Source organism: Bacteroides sp. AF39-16AC, from assembly GCF_003602735.1.
In the GTDB taxonomy this organism is placed as follows: Bacteria; Bacteroidota; Bacteroidia; order Bacteroidales; family Bacteroidaceae; genus Bacteroides; species Bacteroides uniformis.
Map to the genome: position 1 here is coordinate 1 of NZ_QTLN01000062.1, position 2,490 is coordinate 2,490.

The window sequence follows — 2,490 nt, forward strand, 5'->3', positions numbered from 1 at the left end:
AACAGTCATTCCGATGAAGGGGAGGGTGGGAAAGAATACTGCGTGAACGCAAATTAATGGGATTACCAGTAACTCCAAGCGTTTTTTGCTACTTTTTTGGGGTGCTTGCCAAAAAGTAGCGGACAGCAAAATACCCTCCCTTCCCTAATCCAAAAGAAGGGAGAATGTGCTTCATTGAAGGTATATAGGTTCCGTTCCCTGATTATAACAATACATAGTGTTATTTCTGAAACCATCAAAGCATATATGAAAATCATCGAAATCCTGTTCCGTGGCCAAACGAACCTTATCACTCAACAAAACCATGCATTGTTTATTGACAGATGTAGCCAAAGAGGTAGTACGTCCCGGCTTTATCTCCAATGCCACCACATAAGAAGTCCTTCGTGGATAGATATACCCAATAATTTCCTCATTGAGTACAACCAAACGAATAACATCTTCATTCAAAACGGGAATATTATTAATTTTGCCCATCATTGTTATAATATAAATCAGTTTATAATCATTAAAATACAATATCATTACAAATGATACCTATAATTTTTATAGGTAAACTTTTCCACCGAGACCACCTCATAAAGATAGTCTTCATGGCAAGAAGCCATTATACAGTTCTCACATTCAAGAATAGGATTTATAACTACACGGAATTTAATAGTGCCGTCCACCAGAACAAACTCCACCCGATTAAAGAACCCTTGTAGAGAATGCCCTTCCTTATCCATCAGACGCACTACTTCACCTGTAAAAACAGCCAATTCCTTAGCCTGCCATTTCGCTTTACGCAAACAACTGTTCGCCGCTTTGACGTTCTCATTCACCTCTTTTGTTCTTATTGCTTTCATACCAAAATCCTTTTTACATATTTATCTTGTCAAAAATCAAAAGTCAGCTGCGTAGCCCTTGCGTTGCTCTGAATCGACCTCTTCAATTCAGAATTATCCTCCATTGCATTTTCAAGTTTCCTAATAAAAGAAGTGTCACCTGCTTCCGTTATCTTTAAAATAGGCAACCATACTCCGGCTATCAGCTGTAAATCTATATGATAACTTCTCCAATGCTGCATTGTCAATGTATTCATCCATGCGACTTCACCGGGTACGCTATTCATCATCAGATTGACAACGGTCATCTTTACACAAATCAAATCTATATCCGAGCCATAACAAAAAAGCCTTCCTCCATCATTCTCTTCCGCACATTTTTTTACAGCGGAAAGTAGCATCCTGCCGGAACCACAGCACGAATCACAGACCGACTGTTTAGGTTTCAGCCTATTTCCCCCCATACATGCCATCAAATCAGCAACGTGTATCGGGGTAAAGAACTGTTCGTTATTCCCATGACTGACACACTCCATGAACATATCTCCCAAGACATCGCAAAATCCTTCCGAATATTCAGACACCCTATAAAACATTTGAACAAAAAGTTCCATTTCATATGGCTTATATCTTTTTTCCACTCTACGATAATCCTCCGCCAACATCCCGACAGACAAATAGTAAAGACAAACATCCAAAAAATCCCGAAAGGCTTCTTCATATCCCCGACTGAAAGCAAGCTTTTCATAAAGTTTCATTATCTCCTTTGGTATCATACTTTTCTGACTTCATTATTCACAACATTCTATATTCCTTGTGCCATAGATTTTATCAAAAGCCGCTTTTATCTCCGAGCGATATTTACAGTCCTTCTCAAAACAAAGTTGTTTTGTCCAAAAATCGAAATCAAAACCATCGGTATTATCAATCGTTACAGAAACATAATCAGTCATACCACTCTGACATACAACCGTATGCCGATTTACACAAAAGTGGTCATTTAAAGCAGTTTCTTTTCGGGTAATGCGTTCTACCATCTTATCTATCCACTTCATACTTATAATATTTTATGTAATTGCCCCATTCCAAGAGGCAGTTACGGTTATACTCATTAAAAATCGTTCTCGTTCAAAAACAGCACATCGCCTTTCATCACCATCCAATTAATCTCACTCAGATGATAGCCACAATGCCCACTCAAAAAAATCTCAATCTCTTCAGTGGTCTGCAATCTCCTGTCTGGGCTTATCACCGCAACATTACCGGAATTACAATCCAATACAGCCAGTTTCTCATAAGCCCACTCACCAAACTGGCAGAACTCGATAAAATTGGTATAGGTTATCCGTATGCTATTGTTTGCATCAAATTCAAGGGGTGACTTTGTAATGAATGAACCTGCATGATTCACCACCACAGAGGGGCTAATCTCTGCCAATGAAGATAAGCTGTCATCCCATCTAATCTCATAAAGGAAAAATCCTTTTGGCAATGAATTGCGGTCTATACGATAACTGGAAAAAAGACCGTCTATCGTTTCATTAATAACTAACTGTTCATAATCTCCTTCTAAATAGTGTACTCGTGACATAACTCGTTGTTTTTTGGGATTGTTAAACTTCTAATTTTATGCTTCAGCTAGATTTAAAGACCTTTTTTTAAA

General features: G+C 38.2%; 5 protein-coding genes. All 5 read right to left on the reverse strand.

Features of this window, described 5'->3' with window-relative positions; translation table 11 throughout:
* Nucleotides 1–171 precede the first annotated feature (171 nt).
* On the reverse strand, nucleotides 172–480 hold the full coding sequence (locus DW039_RS20575; protein ID WP_224263218.1) for a hypothetical protein: 309 nt from the start codon (nucleotides 478–480) through the stop codon (nucleotides 172–174).
* 44 nt (nucleotides 481–524) lie between these two features.
* Entirely contained in the window at nucleotides 525–848 is a 324-nt protein-coding gene (locus tag DW039_RS20580; protein ID WP_005868762.1) for a hypothetical protein, read from the reverse strand.
* A gap of 29 nt (nucleotides 849–877) precedes the next feature.
* Nucleotides 878–1,441, reverse strand: a complete 564-nt coding sequence (locus DW039_RS20585; protein WP_243635063.1) for an N-6 DNA methylase — start codon at nucleotides 1,439–1,441, stop codon at nucleotides 878–880.
* A gap of 177 nt (nucleotides 1,442–1,618) precedes the next feature.
* Nucleotides 1,619–1,882 (reverse strand): hypothetical protein, encoded by a 264-nt coding sequence (locus tag DW039_RS20590; RefSeq protein ID WP_005868765.1) that lies wholly within the window; start codon nucleotides 1,880–1,882, stop codon nucleotides 1,619–1,621.
* Between the two features lie 56 nt (nucleotides 1,883–1,938).
* Nucleotides 1,939–2,418 carry an LPD28 domain-containing protein gene (locus DW039_RS20595; RefSeq protein WP_005868767.1) on the reverse strand — a complete coding sequence of 160 codons (480 nt, stop codon included), beginning with the start codon at nucleotides 2,416–2,418 and terminating at the stop codon, nucleotides 1,939–1,941.
* Between the last annotated feature and the right edge of the window lie 72 nt (nucleotides 2,419–2,490).